Genomic DNA, 19689 nt, shown 5'->3' on the forward strand with positions numbered 1-19689 from the left:
CAGGGGCCGGCGGCGAAGTTCCTGAAATGGATGATCGCCAAACATCCGGATGCATTGTTCGCATTCATCCGGCGCGTCAGGCCCAACCTGGCGTTGGGCGCCGCGGGGCCGGTGTTCATCACCCGCTTCCCCGACGTGCAGGAAGCGCTGAGCCGCCCCGACATCTTCAACGTCACCTATGCGCCAATGATGGACCCTTCGGTCGGCCCCTTCATGCTCGGCCGCGACTGCACCGAAATAAACCAGCGCGACAAGGGTATCATGCGCGCCTTCATGCGCATGGAGGATCTGCCGGCAATTCGCCAGAAGGTGCGCAGCCTCGCCAATGCGTCTGTCGAAAAGCAGATCTATACCCAGAACCAGATCGAGGTGGTCAGCACGTTGTCGCGCCTGGTGCCCATTCAGCTGACCCGAGAATATTTCGGCTTTCCCGGCCCCGATCTGGCCTCGATGTTCCGCTGGTCGCGCGCGACGCAATATGACATGTTTCACAACCTGGACAAAGATCCGAAGGTGCACCAGGACAACATTGACGCTGGGCAGGAGATGCGCGCCTATCTGACACAACTGCTCCCGCAGCGGCGCGAGCAGCTGAAAAATGGGGCGCCGCTCGAGGACGTGTTCAGCCGCCTGCTGAATAGCCATTTTGACGATTCGATCGGCTTCGCCGACGAACGCATTATTACCAATATGATGGGCACACTGGTCGGCGGGATTGAGACCACATCGGCGGCCATCGTGCAGCTGCTCGACGAGTTGTTCAAGCGCCCGAGGATCCTGAAGGAGGCCATCGACGTCGCCAGCAGCAACAACGACCATCTGATGTATCGCTATTGCTGGGAAGCGCTGCGCTTCAACCCGATCAATCCGTTCGTGGTGCGCCACTGCCGGACCGATTACCGGATAGCCAAGGGCTCGCTGCGCGCGACGACAATCAAGGCCGGCAGCACGGTGCTGATCTCGACCCGGTCGGCGATGCGCGATGGCTTGCAACTGCCGGCGCCGTCCAGCTTCGCGATCGACCGGCCGGAGTCGGTCTACATGCATCTGGGCTACGGGATGCACACCTGCCTCGGCGACCAGATCAGCCGCATCCAAGTTCCGGAAATCGTTCGCCGCATCCTGCAAATCCGGGGCGTCCGTCCCGCCGCGGAGATTGACTACGCAGGAGGGCCGTTTCCAGAGCGTTATCCCATCACCTACGACACGCCGGTCTGAAGGCCGGACTTCCCAGCAACGAGCCGCGAGTACCGATCCGGCCGCTGGCGTGGCGGCCTCTGGCGTCAGCACTAGGTCGGTCGTCGCGAAGTCTCCGTCACGCGATGCGCGTGAGATGCGTGAGGCAATAATCAATCGTGTCGGTGGTGTGTTCCGCTTGCGAAACACATCAATAGATGAGAGGCAGAGCTTCGCATGCGCGGCTACTACATTGGCTTACCGAGGAAATGGTTTAAGCGAACGGAAGCCGTACGCTGAAGCGGGCCTCGGCAACCGGCAGTTATGCACGAACATCGCGCAATCAGCGCAACAGCAATGATACGCTCAAACGGCACCTGCAGGATCACCATTACGCACGACGCCGACGACTACAAACAGCGCATAGCATCGAGCGCTGCTTCTGCTCGCTGATACACTCTTTCGACGCTTGGCACCCGTTATGACAGGCGAATAGGACAGGCGAACCGTAATTTTACCGGCTTCTTCATCGATCTCGCGGCCGCATTGGTCTGCGGTTGCACGCGTTTCCCCGTAGCTGTCCGGATTGGCAAGTGTTGGAACACGGTGTTCTACTTGAAAGAACACCGGCTGAGGGATTTTATACTTAAACTGTCTTTTCACTAAATTCCGGTGGCGAGGCCGCGGGACTGCATCGTCTCGCGGCCCCATTGATTTTTCGTCGTTGAGGTCCGGGCGAGCTCCTCCACCGAATTCCGACTCTTTACTCCCAGAAGGGGTAATCGCTTCGATCGCCCGTTGGCATTCAGACGCGTCAAATTCGGGCCGTCGGCAAGTCCTCGCTGGACAGCATTCCGGAGTATGTTGTCGTGGAGTGCACATGGCTGCTGCCAACCTGATCGACAGTAGCGACAGCGATCGTACGAAAACGCGCTCCGCATCGAACATGGCGCGTGCTGTTTGACGTCCCAAGATGGCTGGAGTTCTCCCATCGAGACAGCTTCGGCCGAGCTTGTTTGGCTTTCTGGCTCTGCCAAAGGGCAGAGCCAGACTGATACAACAAAGTCGGCTCGCTGTCGCGCGCGCCATCGAAAACTGCCCCCTCGACGTCACGAGGAATTGCCCCCTCCTTGGATAGCCGAGGAGAGAGCGAATGAACGAGGAACAGAGCTGGCCCCGGTTGTTTGGACAGCGCCCCGCTGGATTTAAGTGGATTCCTGCCGGGTTATGCTGAACGCGGGGCTTTACGATTTTGTCGTTGCGTCGGGAGGGCGTAGCCCGACCAGAGCGACGACAAAATCGTCGGCGACGGTCATGCGGCCATCACCATAGCTTGCGTGCCGAAGTAAGCCTCGTCGGGCGTGCGCCCGTCAAGGCTCGAGTGAGGGCGTCCCTGATTGTAGAAGGCCAGATACTTGGCAATTGACGCTCGCGCCTCGGACACGCTGTCGTAGGCGCGGAGATAAACTTCTTCGTATTTGACCGTGCGCCAGAGCCGCTCGACAAACACGTTGTCGCGCCAGGCGCCCTTGCCATCCATGCTGATGGCGATCTTCGCGTCCAGCAGCACATCGGTGAACTCGAGGCTGGTGAACTGGCTGCCCTGGTCCGTGTTGAAAATCGCGGGCCTGCCGTGCTTCGCCAACGCCTCCTGGACCGCTTCGACGCAGAAGGCCGCCTCCATTGTGATCGAGACGCGATGGGCCAGGACCCGTCGGCTGAACACATCGACGACCGCCGCGAGATAGACGAAGCCACGCCGCATCGGAATGTAGGTGATGTCCATTGCCCACGCATGGTCGGGCCGCTCGATCTTCAATCCGCGCAACAGGTACGGGTAGATCTTGTGACCCGGAGCCGGCTTGCTCGTGTTCGGGCGACGATAGACCGCCTCGATCCCCATGCGCTTCATCAGCGTCGCGATGTGGCGGCGACCGGCGTATACCCCCTCCCGCCGCAGCAACGATCGCAGCATACGCGCTCCCGCGAAGGGATAATCGAGATGCAGCTCATCGAGCCGACGCATCAAGGCAAGGTCCTCGGCCGAAACTGGCCGAGGTTCATAGTAGACCGTGCTGCGAGCCAGCTTCAGGACCTTCGCCTGGCGCACGATAGAAAGATCATGACCGCGGTCGATCATCGCTTTGCGCTCAGCAGGCCCGCCTTGGTGAGCGCGCCGGACAAAAAATCGTTTTCCAACGCCAGCTCGCCGATCTTGGCATGCAACGCCTTCAAATCGACCGGCGTCTCGGCCGATGTCTTGTCATGCCCAAACACGCCGGCGGCGCCTTCCAGGAGCTGGTTTTTCCAGATCGTGATCTGGTTCGGATGAACATCAAACAGTTGCGCCAGCTCCGCCAGTGTCTTGTCTCCTTTGACCGCAGCCAAAGCAACCTTCGCCTTGAATGCCGGAGAATGCGTCCGGCGGCTCTTCTTCGTCATCTTCGCTCCTGATTCGCAGCAAGAATCCTCGCCGCTGTCAGGCAGAAAATCCACTCAAGCTACTGTCCGAATTTGCGGGGCCAGCTCTAACGAATCAAAGGCTTGTCGTGGAGTAATTCACAGGGGCAGGTGATGAATACGCCGGATGACGTGACGGAGATGTTGCACCTGAGGGTGTGTGGGTGAGGTCTGAAGCGGATTGCGCGCCAGCTGGGCTGCAGACGGTGAAGGACTACGTGGCGCGGGTGGGTGAAGCCTTCAAGTCGCCTGAGCGGGCGAAGCGGGTCATGGCCTTGAAGGCTGGCTGCGCGAGAGGTTCATTCGACATCGCGGCAATGCGGATGCGGTCCGTCACGACCTGTTGGCCGAAAACGGCTTGGCGGTCAGCCGGCGAACGCTGCGACGCGCCGTGCAGCCCTACCGCCAGGCACTGAAGGCCGAAGCTCTGGCGACGACCCGGTTCGAGACGCCCCCGGGGCGGCAGCTACAGATCGACTTCGGCGAGCGTCTGGTCGATATCGGCGGGGCGAAGGTCAAAGCATTTGTGTTCGTGGCGACCCGCGCCGAAAAGCAAGAGCACTGGTTCGCTGGGCTCGAGAGCGCATTCACGACCTTGCCGGAGGAAGTGCTGAAGGACAATCCACGCGCGCTCGTGGTGCGCCACGACAGGTGAGCCGGTCGGTTCAGTTTGACGACAAGCTCATCACGTTCGCGAAGCATTGGGGCTTCCGTCCTCGCGCCTGCGCACCGTATCGGGCGCGCACAAAGGGCAAGACGGAGAATGGCGTCCGCTACGTGAAGAAGAGCGTGATCGCGGGGCATTCCTTCGCGAGCTGGGAGGCATTCGAGACGCATCTCGCCGAGTGGGAGGGCGGGGTGGCGAACGTACGTATCCACGGCACGACGGGCGTGGCGCCGATCACTCGCTTTGCGTGTGACGAGGTACACCGGTCGAAGCCGCTCGGCGTCGCTCGGATCGCCGCGCGAACTGGCCCGCGTCGTCGGCAACGATTGTGCTGTCGAGATCGATACGAACAACTACGGTACCCTGGCGGCTGATCAGCGAGCGCGTGGCGGTGACGGTCGCGGCTGGCGAGGTGCGCATCCACCATGGCATGCGCGAGGTTGCGGTCACAGGCAATCGGAGGATCGCCGGCTGCGGATCGTCGAGTTCGCCCACCTCGACGGGGTTGCCTGTCGCGATGGCGCGGTCTGCCAACCAGCAACCGCGACACCGACAGTGCCGGCGCCTTCACCACTGCCCTCGTTGTTACGTCCTCTTGCCGAATACGAAGCTACGATCGGAGGGAGCTTCTGATGGTGCGTACAAAGAAGGTCACCGAAGCACCAATCGATTGGCTGGGGGCCATGCTGGCGCGCTCGCAGCTCTCCGGCATCCGCGACCAGCTCGACAACCTGCCCGACGAGACGGCGCGCGTGAACCTGTCGGCGCGTGAGACGCTGATCCTACTGTGCGAGCGCGAGGTCGTGCGCAAGGATCATAGACGCAGCCGTCGATCGACCGAAGCAGATCCGCGACCTGGCCGCCGTCACGTTGGATCGCCAACGGCGAGAACGTGCTGCTGCTCGCGCGCTCGAGTCAGGTTCATGCTGCCCACCTCGCTACCCCCTTGGAGTTGAGTTTCTTTTTGACCCGGATCGCCAGACGATGGCCGCCGGAACCGCCGCGCCCTTGACTTGGGGATGTTCCAGATCAACCGCTTTGACCATCCACGGTGCGCCTTTGCACAGCTGCTGCGCAGGCAAGCTCTGTTCTTCGATCAGACGGCGAGCCGTCGAAGGACTGACTTTCAACGCAGCTGGGCGCGCTCGTCCTCTCGGTAGGCCGCGATGGCGTGTTGGTTGCGCAGACTGCGAACGCGGACGCGGACGCGGGCCCAACTGTTGCCACGCCCTGTCGACCTACTGGCGCGGTTGAGAACCGCGGCGATGATGCTGTCGGGCATCTGACGCGCGAGGACACGAACGAGATCGACCACATCCGCCGCGGTGCTCGCCGGTGCGGTTCCTCCTCACCTGCAATGCCGTGTGATCGCCGCCATGCCAGTGGACAATCAAGTCCAGCACCTCGTCGCGCATGCGCACAACGATCTCATTGATGAAGCTTCGGATGATCCTGTTGCGCGTCGCAGCTGTTGCACCCGGACTTTCCCAAGCTCTCTTGAGTTCGGAATCAAGCGCAAGTAACCGATCGCGATCGATGTCGCTCAACGTCATCTCCGGCGTAGCCAACAACGTGTCGCGCTTGCCCTCAAGCTCGCGGACAGCGACCAGGCGTTCGTTCCAGCGCCGCTCCAGCTCGCCGGCAACAAGGCGATTGTCCGAATCGACAGCCTCGTATCGCCGAGGAGCGCGAGTTGCCTCGTAGCGTGCCTGCTCCAGAGTCAACTCGAGCTGACGCAGCTTGTCGGCGTGTTCACAGCCGCGCGCTTCCATGGCCGCCAGCGCTGCCTGTATACCCAGCGGCTGCAGCCGCGCGATGACCTCCGCGCTGATCGCGCGATCCGCGCGCAGACCGCCTAATGAGATGCACGGGTCTCCACCATGGTTGATCTGGCTACCGCGGCAATGATACCGCCCGACAGTACTGTGCGTACCGCTGTAGGTAACGTGAAGTTTGCGGCCGCAGTGGCCGCAACGAAGAACCCGCGAGCCGGCCTTCGCCGCTGCGAACCGAGCCTCGACTCATGAAGCGTTTTCCGTTGGCGTTGTCGGTGATCAGGCCCTGATTCTTCTCGAACTCCGCCCACGTAATGTAGCCCTCATGGTGGTCCTTGATCAAAACCTCCCAGTCGTTGCGCTCGCGCCGGAAGCCCCGCACGATCCTCTTGCGGCCGGCCTCGATCGTCACCCGACTGCCCGAGCGCCCGAAGACATAGGCGCCAGCATAGGCGGGATTGGTCAGGATGTGGTAGATCGTATTGTACACTGGTAACTTCCATTCGACGTGGCGGCCCTCGGGGCCATGGCCGCCCCCCGGGCAAAGTGATTCGCTCCTGCCGTAAGCAGAGGTGGACCTGGCGCGGTGTCTGCATCTCGGCAAACTTGGTGAACACGAGTGCGAGCGCCTCCTGAATGCGCCGATCAGGGTCCTTGTCGATCCGATCGTTGGAGACCTTGAGATAGCCGATGGCGACGTTGAGGAAGAGCTCACCCCTGCGTGCCTTCTGCTCCAAGGCTTCAAGCGAGCGTTGCCGAACGATAGACAGCTCCATCTCGCTCATCGTGCCTTTCATGCCAGCAGAAGGCGATCGTTGGGATGGCGAGGATCGTCGACGCCATCCTCATCGACGATCAGTGTTCCAACGAGCCCGTAGAACTCCAGGAGCGTATGCCAATCCTGCCGTTGCGCGCCAGCCGAGAGGCCTCACTCGAGACCACAGCGCCAACTTGCCCTTCGCAAATGGCGGCGAGCAGCTTCTCGAAACCGGGACGCGCGGTGCCGCCACCAGAGCGACCGAGTTCGTCGTCGATTGCGGCCACCTCGCTCCAGCCCAGCTGCCGGGCAAGGTCGGCCAAGCCGTACTAGCGGCGCTCGCTCTCGCGGTTGTTGATGACCTGGTCTGCCGTCGACTGGCGAACGTAGACGACGGCCTCAAAGCAGATCCGCCGCTTCCGGTGGATCGTCTACTGGAGGCGCGTCTTCTTGCCGCGATCCTCGACCGGCTCCTGCACCACCGCCACGTGCTGACGATCCGCGGCGACAGCTACCGACTCCGCGCCAAGAGTGGCTTCATCAAACCGCCGACCGCCGGTGACGGCCGTCCGGTCGGCTCCGCCTCCCTCCGTCCCGTCACCGGCGGAAGCGACCATCAAACGTCCGATGGTGGGGGCAGTTCTTCATGACGAAAAGGGGGCAGTTCCGGATGGCGTTCGACAGACTATGCTCAAGGTTGAACCCGGGCCAACTCAGCATCAAGGGCGGATAGATCCCTACCTATTCTGGGGAGGTCTTCGCTACATTGCCTTCTGATATGCTGCCCCGACGACTACAGTTTTCCAAGACAGAACGAAACAACATGACTCACCACGTGGATCTCGGACCTGGTGTGGCAAGCATACCAGCGCCAAGAAATCTTCCAAACCGTTCCGATCAGGGAGTGAGTTGGAACAAGTCCTACGAAGCCATCAACGCTTGTGGCCAAAAACCTCTTTTACGAGAGTTACTCACGCAACTACGTCAGCCTGCTGTCTTTCCCACTATGGCAAGGATCGCGGCGGATACAACTGACCTGGGCGTCAAGTACGACGAGGGCACGACAGCAACGTTTTCGCTCGATAGAGCTAACGCCGTTGTGCGAGCGATCGACACGCCTGACGATCAATCAATGCACGAAAGCTCTCGCGCGATCCCAAGTTGCGTTGTTCAGTAGGTCGACGGCGGCAGCGTCGTGGTATCCAGTCCCGTTGCCTTGATCCGACAATCGCGAATCGCGGCGATGATGCGCCGAGACAAGAACATCAAGGAGCGCGGACAACATGCGATAATTGGAAAGCCGCTGTACTACGCATATGAGTCTCGCAGACGAAAGCTCTCTCTGCCGGTGACCGCGGACACGACGTTGGCAATGGAGGTTTCGCACTTAGCATGTGTTTTGACCAAGAAACTTACGAGAACCGCTCAATACGAGACGAGGTGATGATTCCTTGCCTAGTCTGGACCTCGACGCGCGACACTTGGCTGGCTGTTTGCTCGTGCCGGAGCCCGGTTCAGGCAGCCATCGCCCGATGTTCGCCATGCCCTGACTTCTTCGCACTTGCAATATCAAAGGCGTCCTCATGTCATTCCCTTCGCGGACGGTTGCAGGCTGCCGAACCGTGTCGACCTTGAGAACGTCGGAGCTTCCTTGGGAAGGGCGGGGCGGGTTCCAGATAGGGCGTGGAAGCGCAGAAGCCCGCCAGGAATATGTAGATCCAAGCATTGCCTACCAAGGAGCCTTCGTCCGAAGTGGCCGTCAAAGTCAGCCGTCTGAGACAGGCGGAGATCTCGGAAGGGAAACCAAATGCACCCGGCGAGTCCCCGTCGGTGCATCCATTCCGCTCACCGTCAGATGTGTCGATGCCATGCTCCTCCTTGGAAGGCCAATGCCAAAACAGAGCCCCGAAACGACTTCATGACAGAAGAATCAGATATCAGATCTGCGAACGCAAACATTCGTGCAAGCACTGTCTGGACAATTGTGCTCGGCTTTGCCGCGGATCCGTTGATGCGTTGGAGCTGGCCTGACCCAAGGCAATACCTTAGAAGCATGCCTCAGTTCATTGACGCCTGTGGGGGCCGAGCATTTGCACATGGCACAGCCTACGTCGCGGGAGAGATTCGTGGCGCGGCCCTGTGGCTGCCTCCCAACGTGCAGCAAGATGAGGAGGCATTGGATGCAATCATGGCGCTATCCCTGCGCCCGGAGATTACCGAGGATATGGCACACTTGCGGCGGAGAATGGCCGAACATCGTCCCCACGAGCCACATTGGTATCTGCCACTCATTGCCGTCGATCCGAACTGGGTCGGAAAAGGGCTTGGCACGTTGCTGATGAACTACGCCCTTCAACGATGCGATGAGGACGGCATTGTTGCCTACCTCGAAAGTTCGAACCCTGAAAACATTCCCTTTTACCAACGTCACGGCTTCAAGGTCGTTGGTGAGATACAACACGGTTCTTCGCCGCCGCTCACGCCAATGTTGCGAACGGCTTCATTCCGACCCAGCAAGGCCGCGCCGCCGGATCGGCTCGTCACCCAGACTCAAGCATAGCTCCGCCTCATCCCGTTAGGATTGATTGCCAATAACCTGACATGACCGCGTTCGGTCAGGACGGCTTATGTTCGCGGCCAGACAACTGAGCACGTGAGGCGGCTCGCCGGGCCTGCGAAAAGCATACCAATCGTCTCTTCGGCAAAGTTGGCACGTCTGATGTGAGAGCTGGCGGGGTCAAATCCACTAAGCTGGGATATTGCCACGGGCGGCTGCATCGATTTGCGGTCGGGCTCCAGACAATTTTTGATCTAAGGCCACAGAAAGCGATGAATGGCGAGACGCGTATGGCTACCGAAACCCGATCCGGCCCAACTCAATTCGCGGACCGCGAACCGATCGATGCCAACATTCAGGATGTCCAGGGTTGCTGTTCCCCTGTTGGAGAATTTGCGACGCCACTTCCAAAGGTTTGAGCACATCTTGGCCGATCGCAGGCGCTGGGTCGTCGAGCGCACCTTTGCGTGGCTCGGCAGATGTGGGCATCTCTGCAAAGACTTCGAAGGTTCCGCCGCTACCGAGCTCGCCTGGCCGCTCGTCGCCCATCTGAGGCTCCTAACTCGCCGATTGGCCAGGCCTTGAGACATCTATGTTTTTTGAGTGAGGCTCTCAGGACAGGCGCTCGGCGAATTTCGAACCTCGACCTCGGGGCTGCTCCAACTGGTTAACTTGACTGTGCCGTCTTGACGAGTCTGGGCAAAGGCTTCTATATGTGGTGTCGTAGTGGTTTTAAATTCGCATATATGGTGGCACGGTGTTAGGGGGGAACCCATTGTGTCGGCAGCGGCTATTCCGAGGCATTAGCGCGACAGCGCTGGGAAGGCCGACAGCCGCAGCGACCCGCGAGCCAGGAAACCTACCGCGACAGAACCCATGTCCTCGGGCGGGGTGCCCGGTGGGTCGCTTGCAGCCGGGGACATTTGCCCGGTCCCCTCGCAAGTCGTCCGCACGGTCCCAGCCCCCAAATATCACGGGGTTGCCGATGTCGGCGTCTTACGATTTCGATCAGTATGGTCATCTCATTGAGCTGCCGAGTGTGCGGCAGCCCTCAGCGCAGGCAAAGCCTACCACACCTGAACTGTGTCTTGTGCAGCCCCCAGCATTGCCGGCTCCCCTGCCGAGGCCCCCCGCGCGATCGCCAACTCCGTCTGACCTTTCGCTCGATCGGTCGCGCGACGACCTGCTGACCTCGTTTGGTAGGCTGACGCTGACCGACCGCTATCTGCTCGCCGGCGAAGGCCTCCAGGACATGTTCGCCCGAGTGTCTTGCGCCTTCGCGGACAATGTTGCGCATGCCCAACGTCTATATGATGCGATGTCTCGGCTGTGGTTCATGCCGGCCACACCGGTGCTCTCCAACGGCGGCACGACGCGCGGCCTTCCGATCTCGTGCTTCCTTAACTCAGTGTCGGACTCGCTCGAAGGCATCGTCGGCACCTGGAACGAGAACGTCTGGCTTGCTTCCAATGGCGGCGGCATCGGCACCTACTGGGGTAATGTTCGCTCAATCGGCGAGAAGGCGAGGGGCGGCGTCACCTCGGGCATCATCCCGTTCATCCACGTCACGGACGGCCTCACGCTGGCGATCAGCCAGGGCTCGTTGCGGCGCGGCTCGGCGGCGGTCTATCTCGATATCCACCATCCCGAGATCGAGGAGTTCCTCGAGATCCGCAAGGCGTCTGGTGACTTCAACCGCAAGAGCCTCAACCTACATCACGGCATCAACGTCACCGACGAGTTCATGTGTGCCGTGGGCGCCGGCACCGCATTCGCTCTGCGCAGCCCGAAGACTAACGAGGTCGTCCGCGAGATCGACGCCCGCCAGCTGTGGCAACGCATCCTTGAGAACCGGCTGCAGACCGGCGAGCCTTATCTCTTGTTCATCGACACCGTGAACCGTGCGCTCCCCAAGCACCAGCGCGAGCTCGGCCTCGAGGTCTCGACCTCCAACCTGTGCAGCGAGATTACCCTGTCGACCGGCATCGATCATCGCGGCGAGGAGCGCACCGCGGTTTGCTGCCTGTCGTCGCTCAACCTCGAGACCTGGGACCAGTGGAATGAGGAGCCCGGCTTCATAGAGGACGTCATGCGCTTCCTAGACAACGTGCTCACGCACTTCATCACGGTGGCGCCGGACGGAATGAAGCGTGCCCGCTACGCCGCCCTGCGCGAGCGCTCCGTTGGCCTCGGCGTCATGGGCTTCCACTCGTTTCTCCAGGCCAAGGGCATTCCAATGGAGGGTACCTTGGCCAAGTCATTCAATCTGAACATGTTCCGAAAACTCCGTCGCGAAGCCGACGCCGCATCCGTGGCGCTCGCTCGCGAGCGTGGCCCGTGCCCGGATGCCCTGGAACGCGGCGTGATGGCGCGCTTCAGCCACAAGATCGCAATCGCGCCGACCGCCTCGATCAGCATCATCTGCGGGGGCACCAGCGCCTGCACTGAGCCGATCCCGGCCAACATCTACACCCACAAGACGCTATCCGGCGCCATCTCGGTGCGCAATCCGCACCTCGCTAAGGTGCTGGCCGCGAAAGGCGCCGACACCTCGGCGACCTGGGAGTCGATCATCGCGCACGACGGATCGGTCGCCCATCTCGACGTCCTGTCGGAGCACGAGAAAGCGATCTTTCGCACCGCCTTCGAGATCGACCAGCGCTGGATCGTCGAGCTTGCCGCCGACCGCGCCGCGTTGATTTGCCAGAGCCAGTCGATCAACCTCTATCTGCCGGCCGACGTCGATAAGTGGGACCTCCACATGCTGCACTGGACGGCGTGGAAGCGTGGGGTGAAGAGCCTCTACTACTGTCGATCAAAGTCGATCTCGCGCGCGGCGTTCGCCGGCAAGATTGCCGGGGATGCAACGCCGACGCAGCAGCCGGCGCGGCAGCGCACCGACTATGAGGAGTGCCTCGCATGTCAGTGATCGATCTATCGCGCGCCGATCCGCGCACGTTGATCGGCAAGGGACGCGTCGGCCTCCTTGACTCGACCGGCAGCTACGACGTCGATCGCTATGCCTGGGCTTACGAGTTCTGGAAGCGCCAGCAGCAGACCCACTGGATGGGCGAGGAGGTGCCGCTCGGCGCCGACCTCAACGACTGGGCTTCGGGCCGCGTCACCGACAGCGAGCGCGCGCTGCTCACCCAGATCTTCCGTTTCTTCACTCAGTCGGACATCGAGGTCGGCGACAACTATTTCAAGCGGTACATTCCGATCTTCCAGCCACTCACCGTCCAGATGATGATGGCCGCTTTCACTAACATGGAGACGGTTCATATCGACGCCTATGCCCTGCTACTCAAGACGCTCGGTATGCCTAAGACCGAGTTCGAGGCATTCCGCGGCTATGCGCAGATGCGCGCCAAGGCGGACTACATGCACGAGTTCGGCGTCGACAGCGTGGCGGATGTCGCCCGTACCCTGGCGATGTTCGGCGCCTTCACCGAAGGCATGGCCTTGTTCGCCAGCTTCGCCATGCTGCTCAACTTCCCACGCCACAACAAAATGAACGGCATGGGACAGATCGTAAGCTGGTCAGTGCGCGACGAGAGTCTCCACTGCGAGGGCATCATCAAGCTATTTCACGAATGGCACCGCGAAACCGGCGCGGTGACGCGCCCCGTCCGCGACGACATTGTCGACGTAGCCAAGACCATGGTGAAGCTGGAGGAGAACTTCGTCGAGCTCGCCTTCGGCCTTGGCAAGATCGAGGGGATGCTGCCTGAGCATATCCACGCCTACGTCCGCTACGTCGCCGACTGGCGACTGGCCCAACTCCGGATTGCCCCGGTCTTCGGCTTCTTCGAGGCGAAGGAGGGCGGGTTCACCCAGCTCAAGGCGCATCCGCTGCCGTGGCTCGTCGAGATTCTCAATGGCGTCGAGCACGCCAATTTCTTCGAGCAGCGCGCCACGGAGTACTCCAAGGCGGCGAGCCGCGGCAGCTGGGACGGCGAAGACGGGGTGTGGGCGACTTTCGGCCGTATCTAGCCCATTTTATTCATGCTAGCGGCATTGACAGCGGCAGGCGCCGATAGTCGTCGCCGTCACCCGCCAGCATGACAAAGGCATAGAACCGGACCTCCTCATCGTGGCGTCTTGATTGCAGCGCGACAAAGCCGGACACACAGATGGTTTGTTGGGTTAAGCCGGTACATGCGCTCCATTGCTGATGGCGGCTAGGGTTTACAGTATTTCCGCAGGTCGGTGAGGTGGGTCTCGTCAACCACCTTCATGAAGTCAATCAGCGCAACACGGCTACGCCCTTGAGCAGACGAATGTTCTCGATGATCGCCACGGCCGCCCCCCTCTTAGGGCTAGAGGGGATTACTATCACGCAATCGGAAGTTGTAAAGAGGGGCAACCCTGTCAAAGGGGGTCATCTTCATTGCAGCCCGGTCGGATCAGGCAAACCGATTTGTTCTTCATCCCCCTTCGCGTTTGATTTCGTCGCCGACCCACTGGCGGTCTTCCTCGGCCGTGGCTTCGCGGAGGTGATCTACTACGAGCAGACGCTGGCAATGCGGCTCGGATGACAGCCGCGTTTCTGTCCTAACACAAGAGTTCCGCTTCAGCGCTGCCGATCCACCTCTCGAGATTTTGCATCCGCTCTCCGAGGCGCTCCCAATTGATCCGCGCCAGCGGGGGTTCGGCAGGCTGATCGGGCGCAGAGATCGGCAGCGACGATGACGCAAGCCATCACGTCGTCGACGTTATGTCCCACCCTCGCACGAGCGCCGCTTCGACCGCTCGTCGGCCTTTCGTCCGAGGTGGCCAGTGCGGCCTCGACCTGGTCGACCAAGTCGTAGCACGAAGGTGCGCCCGGCTCGCACCTCGGCTCGCATTTCAGTGCGCTGCCTGTGCGATGAGCGTGCTGCGGCCGACCGGAACGATTGTAATCGATGACCTGTGTCTCCCTAAGCGAGGGCCGGGTTAACTACGACGGTCGACAAAACTATTTTTTGCCTCATCATTCTCCGACGGCCGGAAAGCCGACGGTGATGCAGGTGGAGGCACGGGGCCGGGAAATCGGCGCAGCCAGCCACTAAGCGGCTGGCGTTCGACCACGGCAGCACGCTTGAGTTCGCCGCGATCTCGCCGTGGCGCTGCGTCATAACCAGATCAGCCAGATTCCTTTGAACCACGCCTAACCAGCTCGAGCCGATGTACCGACAAGAAGCCGATAGCGCTATTGATGCGAGTCCCTGTTGCCAAGGTTTCTATGCCGCGATGCGGCTCAGGATATTGGTGCGAACCCGCGCCATTTTGGCGAAGATCGATCAATAGGTCGTGGCGATCACGCCACCCCACCGGTAGTTCACACGGACCAAGCCGATATCGACGTCCTGACCGATACGGGCAGTCCCTGCAAAAGTGCCCACCGGAACACCCACGAGTCCGGGTGAAAAAAAGAAATCCACATCCCGACGACCCATGAACAGGTGGTCGTATTCAACGCCGATGGACCAGTTCGGAGCAAAGCCAAATTCAAGGCCCGCCCCTACCGTGCCGCCCCAACGAGTTTCGCTGCCGTTGTCGATAGTGAGCCCGGTCGCAAAATCGGAGACCCGGTATTTGTCACGGACGACTGCAGCCCCACCTCTTACATAGAGCAGCACGTTATTCCAAGCATAGCCGACTTGGCCCGTGAACAGGCCGAATGCATCAAGCGTGGAGTCATCCCGGACGCCTGCGAAAGCAAGGTTCGCGTTGGAGCCCTTGAAATCGGCCCAATTGCCCTGCGTCTCCAGACCGAACACCGAGTTCGCTATTTGCCAGCGGTAGCCGATGTGACCGCCCACCGTGCCTCCCGTCGCATGATGGCGCCCCATGCCAACGGGCGGAGCGACGACCACGCCGCCGGCGTTGACCACGTCCCAGCACTGCCGACGTAGAAGCCGCTCCAATCATAGATCGGAATGACCGCCGGAGGCGCTTTGAAGTAAGGCCGCGCGGCCGGATCAACGGCAGAGGCAGGAGCAGCCAGCGTGTTGAGGGCTACCGTGCCCGCTAGCAATTTTTTTATTCTTCTGAATCCCAGTTTCGAATTCGACGCCCCCGACGGGATATTGACGACGATTGCCACGTTTCCGCCACCTCCATCAACTGCAAGGGTTGGTAGTTGACGGGGTCGCAAGCGCCGCCTGAGCGGCCGGTCGATGGGCAAAGTGCATGTCGGGTCGGTCGCGGATGCTGTCCGCCGACTGTTGATTAAGTGGCTTGACCCGAAAATGTCTAATCGCGGTTACCCGTCCTGCGCGGCTTCGAGCACATCAGCATGACAAGAGTCAGCGCATCGACAGCGAGTCAGTTTCCTGATTGCAGCTGCTCCGCGTGTCCTCGTTCCGCCCGTATCGACCGTTCGTCGGCCATTGGATGCAAGTGTTCCCGCTTACGGCGAAGCTTCGACGGACGAGCCGCATTCAATCCATTTCGTTCCGGGCGGACGATGCATCCGCAGTAAGACGGAGGCGTGTGTAGGGGCCGGCGATAAGGCTCGGCGCCGCATCGAGTTAAGAGTCCAGAATTTCTTGCTGCGGCTGGCCTTCTCGATCACGGCCAGTACCCTCTTCGATACATGAAATTTGAGCCGCGAAACAGGCCGAGCGACATCCCGAGAACTGGCTATTCCAGGAGCTCTCACAGAACTCCCAGCCGAGTTCGGTATTGAACGACTGCGCTCGGAGCGGCCGACTACGGCACCCATCTCCAACAGCCACGTGAGCCGGTTGCTGGAAGACCGGGCGCCGTGTCGTCTTCGCCTTCATCGTCACCGAGTTCGATGCAGAAGCTGCAACGGCGCAGTTCGGCAAGGTCGCCGATCCGCTCCGTCCCAAACTCGAAGCGGCGATGATCCCTGAGTGCGCTCTCGCGCATCCGAAGCTGAGCAAAGGCGTCAAACGAACGGCGCCTTCGAGAGCTATCGCACGCTCGATCCCGTGGCTCTGCTGGCGGAGATGAGGGACGCCAAGATCGAGCTCGGCACGCGTATCGGCGCCCGGCCGCCCCTTGCTTGCTGCCAACGGAGGGAGAGGCTACTGCGATAAGAAATATCATGTCTTGTCGATACGGGCTTAGTCGTGTCGCGTGATCATTTTCATTCACGACGCATCCTCGATTGTCGAATTAGCGAACCAGGTTCAAGGCATTCGCTTTTGCGGAAAATGCTACCCCCTGCGCCGAAATGTTACTGTCCGCTGCAATCGATTTGGTTCGGCTTGATACCCCGGAACTGTCCACGCAAGGCTGTGACTGTGATTTGTTTTGACGGGGTCTTCGTTGGCCCACCACGCATCATATTCATACGCTGATTTCGGGAGGGAGCGACCGATAAGCATCTCGATGTCGGCAAAGGTCATCTTGAGCGAGGCAGAGCTGTTTGCGACCAGCTTGTCTCTCAAAGGGTTATAGATCGACATCGGGCTCCCCCATCCAACGATCTCATATTATATAGCCAATCCGGACTTTTCGTCACCAATTGCGGATTTTGTCCGATATTTGTCGGTTTTCGTTCGCAGCGGCACTGACGCCGCCGCGACATCATGTCGAGCAGCAGCCACGTCTGCGCCGAAGGCAGGCGGACGTACCACCTTTTACGGCCCTGAACATCGGCCTGAGCGGCTCTCGAGCAATGAAGCTACCGAAACGATATAGCCTATCCGGAGACTTTCGTTCATCTCGATGTGTTAGGCCCGCTGGCATTGGCATATGTTCGAAGAAAAGCGCGAAGCCGTGCCTGCCATTGAGATGCCGGTTTCGGCTCTTGTGCTACAGCATCGCAAGTGGGCCGCCGGTCGGGTGGAGATATCCTCCGGTGGCCCTGACGGTCAGTTTCAATGCGCTGTCATGCTTTTAAGCGGCTAGCGTGGCCGCCATGGATCCGACAGGTGCATGCAGACGCTCGCCCCGCAGCACAGGGGAATTGCGGCTTTACCAGAATTAAGCAGCGCCTCGATGAGGCGACCCAAGCCCAGCAACAGGAACGCTGGTGCTTGAAATCGCCCTCAGGCCTCGGAGCTTCTCGGCGGCGCTCCAACTACTGAGAGCCTCGTGTGTTAGATACGTCGCGGCCAATTCATTCCAGGATCTCACGACCTGATTCCAGCTCTCTTTTCGGGCGGGCAAGAGCTCAAGCATCCTTTGCGCCTTGCGGGCAGCGGCAAACCTCCCGTCTCGCGTAGCGTCTTTCAGAATTCTCCGCACCAACACTTCGGTTCGCTTCCATCCGGCGCCCGTCGATCTATCCTCGGCCAAGGAAGCGAAGTACACTCGAAAGGTCAGGGCACGTTCGGCGGCGATGCCCGATGCCAAGCTTGGCTCGTTCAACCATCGGTAAAGAGACTCGAGCTGCTCCGAGTCGCCGAGCGTGAAAGTGTCATCATCCCCGAAAACCAAGAATGTCGCGAAACCGGCGATCTCAAGTTGCATGCCCAAATCTTGTGAGTCCAGCCAACGGGTGATTGCTTCTAGTGGAGACATAGCTTTGCTCTCCTGTGGGGTTGATCGCGATTCAGCCCGGAGGACACCGCGCGGGTCAACTACAAGAATTTGTAGCTGACGGAAATAAAGAGCTGTCAGGCGTGCCGCCGCTATGGTGTTTCTGCATTGAACGGAGGGATTTCCGAAGGACGGCTGAGCAGCGCCACCCCGCGCCGACGACTTGCAAATTCCGAGCCTCGTTACTCCAAGAGGCGCTTGTTCGATTGGAGAAGATTCGGCGGCTTGCGATATCCGTTGGAACATCAAGGACGAGCCCAACCCCGACCAGCTCGAAGGAATTGACGCTCTGAAGCACGGTCGCTAGGGCAAGGTTGTAATCTTTGAGGCGATCAGCGAACATGACGGATGTGCGGATTGACACTTCGACGTGGGAGCGCGAGTACGGGAAGAAGCCAAGCGGGCGCCGCTATCGGCGCTTCCGGATCATATCGCCCAGTATTGCAGTCAAAGACTATTAATTAAGAACGGAGATCCCAATGACGTTCCCCAGGGCGTGCAGGGGGGCAATAGAAAGGGCGCGGCAACGCGGTTCGGCTCAAATCGTGCTGCTACCGTGAGGGACCCTGACGAGTTTGACGATCGAACGCATGTTTTCCCGAGGGCTGAGACGGAACAAGAGCTTGGGATCACGGTCATAATGGAAAAGTGGATCGTCTCCCAATCCGTCATCAATCCAGCCTTTGACTCTAACGAGAGAGAAAAGACTGGCTAGCAGCTAGGCGACATCTCGCTCTCGACACTCGATCTCGCCGATTGCAGCCGCGATCGCTCGTGAATAAGGGAAGCGACCAAGGCCCGGCAGTTGGTCTCCCCGGTCACAGCAACAGTCCAGCCCTATCACTACAAGGCGCTGCTCCTTCCGAGCCCACCAAATTCGGTAGTTGAGGCGACCGCGGCAGATTTGCAGAGTAAGGCCATCTGTCGATCACAGGGGCGAGGCCGGAGCAAGCTTTATGGCTGGCGTTCAATACTTCGTGTCGCGCCATAAAGGCCGGTGGAAGGTTGCGCTCAATTTTGAGTACTCCGGCCCCTACGCCACTGAGGAAGAGGCGACCGCGTCGCCGTCGACGCCGCGGCAGGGCACGTCGCTCAGGTTCTCGTTCAAAGGGAAACCACCAATTTAGAATCGAGTGGACATATGGCCACGACCCATACCCCCACCAGCCAGCTAATCGCTGACCACATGAGATCGGCGCCGACCTTTCCCGCCACGCCCGCCCCGCAACACCAAAGCGCGTGGCATCAGCAGGGCGGAATCTCACACCGAACACTTATCCACTTTCCGACCGCGCTTCTGAGGCCGGCCCTGTCGAGCGCTGCCGTGCCAGGTTCTGCAGCGGGCGTGCCCTTGGTCTGCGTGGGGAACAAGGCGTTCGTCGCAGGTCAACAAGATCGGCGGCGTCAGCGACGCCAGCATCTACAAATGGAAGGCCAAGTTCTTTCAGCGTCGAGCCTTGCAACGGAAGCGCGCGGTTTCGTCGCGCCTAGAGTAGAATATTAACATTGCAACCGTCTAGGTTGTGTGCGACCATAGGCTTGGGTCTCAGAAACCGAAGACAGCATCAGTGGCCATCAATGGGCCAGCGTGCTAACAGCCCCGTTCGGCGGGGACGGTGCGCCCGTGTCCAAGGGCACCCCAAAAGCACATTGGCCGGTCACGATTACGGTTTCTGAACCCCGGCAGCCAGTCCGCTACCGGCATCAGAGCTAAAAGCAAAATCCATGAACCATCAGCGAATCTCGCGCCGCGTCGTGGCGATCGCTCGCGTCTGTAGTCTCGAAGTTCTGCACGACA

General features: G+C 60.3%; 12 protein-coding genes and 4 pseudogenes. 9 read left to right on the plus strand and 7 right to left on the minus strand.

Translation table 11 applies throughout. The features are described 5' to 3' along the window. The first annotated feature begins 30 nt into the window (after window positions 1–30). Window positions 31–1218, plus strand: a complete 1188-nt coding sequence (locus ACE10X_RS03440) for a cytochrome P450 (RefSeq protein WP_244436112.1) — start codon at window positions 31–33, stop codon at window positions 1216–1218. Window positions 1219–1542: 324 nt separating this feature from the next. On the opposite strand, the gene ACE10X_RS03445 is transcribed toward ACE10X_RS03440, so the two are convergent. Further along, window positions 1543–1839 (minus strand): hypothetical protein, encoded by a 297-nt coding sequence (locus ACE10X_RS03445; protein WP_125459386.1) that lies wholly within the window; start codon window positions 1837–1839, stop codon window positions 1543–1545. A gap of 649 nt (window positions 1840–2488) precedes the next feature. Further along, a protein-coding gene (locus ACE10X_RS03450) for an IS3-like element ISRj2 family transposase (RefSeq protein ID WP_109866565.1) occupies window positions 2489–3618 on the minus strand; the annotation gives its coding sequence in 2 pieces (ribosomal slippage) (window positions 2489–3366 and window positions 3366–3618; 1131 coding nt in all). A gap of 132 nt (window positions 3619–3750) precedes the next feature. Between ACE10X_RS03450 and ACE10X_RS03455 the strand changes: the two are divergent. Further along, window positions 3751–4936, plus strand: a pseudogene (locus ACE10X_RS03455) (transposase). Further along, window positions 4936–5259: a hypothetical protein gene (locus ACE10X_RS03460; protein WP_014490252.1), complete on the plus strand. Its 324-nt coding sequence runs from the start codon at window positions 4936–4938 to the stop codon at window positions 5257–5259. The pseudogene ACE10X_RS03455 and the gene ACE10X_RS03460 overlap by 1 nt, the downstream one beginning before the upstream one ends. A 282-nt stretch (window positions 5260–5541) precedes the next feature. Here the strand turns inward: ACE10X_RS03460 and ACE10X_RS03465 are convergent, their stop codons facing one another. The 3 genes and pseudogenes from ACE10X_RS03465 to ACE10X_RS03475 all read right to left on the minus strand — a co-directional run bounded on the left by ACE10X_RS03465 (window position 5542) and on the right by ACE10X_RS03475 (window position 7122). After that, a complete protein-coding gene (locus ACE10X_RS03465; protein ID WP_011082845.1) occupies window positions 5542–6075 on the minus strand; it encodes a transposase in 534 nt (177 codons plus the stop codon). 334 nt (window positions 6076–6409) lie between these two features. After that, window positions 6410–6793 (minus strand): annotated as a pseudogene (locus ACE10X_RS03470) (recombinase family protein); the annotation flags it as partial. A 140-nt stretch (window positions 6794–6933) separates the two neighbouring features. Then, a complete protein-coding gene (locus ACE10X_RS03475; RefSeq protein WP_231088716.1) occupies window positions 6934–7122 on the minus strand; it encodes a recombinase family protein in 189 nt (62 codons plus the stop codon). Window positions 7123–7281: 159 nt separating this feature from the next. Here ACE10X_RS03475 and ACE10X_RS03480 point away from each other — a divergent pair. The 6 genes and pseudogenes from ACE10X_RS03480 to ACE10X_RS03505 form a co-directional block, all read left to right on the plus strand. Beyond that, window positions 7282–7485, plus strand: a pseudogene (locus tag ACE10X_RS03480) (ATP-binding protein); the annotation flags it as partial. Between the two features lie 1268 nt (window positions 7486–8753). Continuing rightward, window positions 8754–9395, plus strand: a complete 642-nt coding sequence (locus tag ACE10X_RS03485; RefSeq protein ID WP_043900134.1) for an N-acetyltransferase — start codon at window positions 8754–8756, stop codon at window positions 9393–9395. A 435-nt stretch (window positions 9396–9830) separates the two neighbouring features. Beyond that, window positions 9831–9977: pseudogene (locus ACE10X_RS03490) on the plus strand (transposase); the annotation flags it as partial. Between the two features lie 400 nt (window positions 9978–10377). Beyond that, a complete protein-coding gene (locus tag ACE10X_RS03495; RefSeq protein WP_014490246.1) occupies window positions 10378–12321 on the plus strand; it encodes a ribonucleoside-diphosphate reductase subunit alpha in 1944 nt (647 codons plus the stop codon). Further along, window positions 12312–13385: a ribonucleotide-diphosphate reductase subunit beta gene (locus ACE10X_RS03500; RefSeq protein WP_014490245.1), complete on the plus strand. Its 1074-nt coding sequence runs from the start codon at window positions 12312–12314 to the stop codon at window positions 13383–13385. Before ACE10X_RS03495 ends, ACE10X_RS03500 begins: the two co-directional genes overlap by 10 nt. Window positions 13386–13672: 287 nt before the next feature. Next, window positions 13673–13930, plus strand: a complete 258-nt coding sequence (locus tag ACE10X_RS03505; protein WP_014490244.1) for a hypothetical protein — start codon at window positions 13673–13675, stop codon at window positions 13928–13930. A 744-nt stretch (window positions 13931–14674) separates the two neighbouring features. Here ACE10X_RS03505 and ACE10X_RS03510 read toward each other — a convergent pair. After that, window positions 14675–15268: an outer membrane protein gene (locus ACE10X_RS03510; protein ID WP_011082835.1), complete on the minus strand. Its 594-nt coding sequence runs from the start codon at window positions 15266–15268 to the stop codon at window positions 14675–14677. 1293 nt (window positions 15269–16561) lie between these two features. Beyond that, complete coding sequence (locus ACE10X_RS03515; RefSeq protein ID WP_014490241.1) at window positions 16562–16813, minus strand: hypothetical protein; 252 nt, start codon at window positions 16811–16813, stop codon at window positions 16562–16564. Between the last annotated feature and the right edge of the window lie 2876 nt (window positions 16814–19689).

The sequence above is a fragment of the Bradyrhizobium sp. Pha-3 genome, assembly GCF_042258325.1.
In the GTDB taxonomy this organism is placed as follows: domain Bacteria; phylum Pseudomonadota; class Alphaproteobacteria; order Rhizobiales; family Xanthobacteraceae; genus Bradyrhizobium; species Bradyrhizobium elkanii.

What these genes read in the sequence shown, in the direction of transcription:
- ACE10X_RS03440 (WP_244436112.1), top strand. Translation starts at nt 31, where the DNA reads ATGATCGCCAAACATCCGGATGCATTGTTCGCATTCATCCGGCGCGTC.
- ACE10X_RS03460 (WP_014490252.1), top strand. Translation starts at nt 4,936, where the DNA reads ATGGTGCGTACAAAGAAGGTCACCGAAGCACCAATCGATTGGCTGGGG.
- ACE10X_RS03465 (WP_011082845.1), bottom strand. Translation starts at nt 6,075, where the DNA reads ATGGAAGCGCGCGGCTGTGAACACGCCGACAAGCTGCGTCAGCTCGAG.
- ACE10X_RS03485 (WP_043900134.1), top strand. Translation starts at nt 8,754, where the DNA reads ATGACAGAAGAATCAGATATCAGATCTGCGAACGCAAACATTCGTGCA.
- ACE10X_RS03495 (WP_014490246.1), top strand. Translation starts at nt 10,378, where the DNA reads ATGTCGGCGTCTTACGATTTCGATCAGTATGGTCATCTCATTGAGCTG.
- ACE10X_RS03500 (WP_014490245.1), top strand. Translation starts at nt 12,312, where the DNA reads ATGTCAGTGATCGATCTATCGCGCGCCGATCCGCGCACGTTGATCGGC.
- ACE10X_RS03505 (WP_014490244.1), top strand. Translation starts at nt 13,673, where the DNA reads ATGTTCTCGATGATCGCCACGGCCGCCCCCCTCTTAGGGCTAGAGGGG.
- ACE10X_RS03515 (WP_014490241.1), bottom strand. Translation starts at nt 16,813, where the DNA reads ATGTCGATCTATAACCCTTTGAGAGACAAGCTGGTCGCAAACAGCTCT.